The organism is Aeromonas sp. QDB30 (assembly GCF_027707645.1).
Lineage (GTDB): Bacteria > Pseudomonadota > Gammaproteobacteria > Enterobacterales > Aeromonadaceae > Aeromonas > Aeromonas caviae.
Genome location: NZ_JAPCIY010000174.1, coordinates 1 through 1,168, shown reverse-complemented (window position 1 = coordinate 1,168; position 1,168 = coordinate 1). Strand labels below are relative to the sequence as shown.

Genomic DNA, 1,168 nt, shown 5'->3' with positions numbered 1-1,168 from the left:
CTCTTTCTCATCGATTCTCCCTTCAGTGACAGCCGGTGAGCGTTGTGCATCAGCCGGTCCAGGATCGCATCTGCCAGAGTGTTGTCCCCCAAGCTCGCGTACCACTCTTCCGTTGGCAGCTGACTGACCACGACCGTCGAGTATTTCCCGTACCGATCATCCATGATCTCCAGCAGGGCGTTGCGCTGCTCGGCATTCACCGCTTCCAGTCCCCAGTCATCCAGGATCAGCAGCTCTATCCTTGCCAGTTGACCCAGCAGTCTGGCGTAACTGCCATCTACCTTGGCCTGGCTCAGCTCAAGTAGCAGACGCGGCAGCCGGTAGTAACGAGTGCTGTGCCCCTGCTGACAGGCTTGGTAGCCCAGCGCACAGGCTAGGTAGGTTTTTCCGCAGCCACAGGGGCCGGTAATGAGCAGGTTCTGGCCCCGGCGCAGCCACTCTCCTTGGGCCAGGTTTGCCACCTGTGACCGCTCCAGGTTGCGTGCAGACTGGTAGTCCACCTCTTGCACCGTGGCCTGGAGTTTGAGCCTCGCCTGCTTGACCAGCCGAGCTTGTTTACGCTGCTCCCGGCTCAGTTGTTCGTGTTCGACCAGCAGGCTTAGCCGCTCGATGAAGGGCAGCCCTTCGTAGGTACTTGCCTGTTCCAGTTGTTGTTGCACGGCATCCGCCATGCCGGTCAGTTTCAGGTGTCTCAAGCGGGTCAGCGTTTGTTGGGTCATGGGACGTATCCTCTTTAGTGGAAGCTCTGGGGGCCACGGATGTTCTCGTGCTCTTGCGGTAACTCTGGGTAGCTCAGCGGGCTTGCGGGCAGTTGGTCGCGGCCACTGGTCAGCACCGACTTGAGCTGTTTGAGTCGCACCAGACCTTCCCGGTTGGCCAACTGGCAACAGGCTTCAACCCGTGATGGCGGATACTCCCGGCTAAGACTCAGCAGCCCCAGGCAGAGTCGGTATGCCTGCTCGGCATGGGCTTTCTCTTCCAACCGTTCGCTAACCCAGCACAAGGTGCTCGGTCCGATGTCAGCAGCCCACTGTTTAAGACGCCCTGGGGTCCAGCGTTGCTGCTTGCTGTGACGTTCCGGCATGTGCTCAGGGAGCGTGCTCATCCCCGGGATGGTTTTACGTGGATGGCTCGCGACCAGCTGTTGCTGGTGATAGACCTGAAGCAG

At 59.9% G+C, this 1,168-nt stretch carries 1 protein-coding gene and 1 pseudogene; both read right to left on the bottom strand.

Features of this window, described 5'->3' with window-relative positions; translation table 11 throughout:
- A partial coding sequence (gene istB / locus PG896_RS20985) for an IS21-like element ISAs29 family helper ATPase IstB (protein WP_270667056.1) occupies positions 1–719 on the bottom strand: 719 nt, incomplete at its 3' end.
- A 14-nt stretch (positions 720–733) separates the two neighbouring features.
- Positions 734–1,168 (bottom strand): annotated as a pseudogene (locus PG896_RS20980) (IS21 family transposase); the annotation flags it as partial.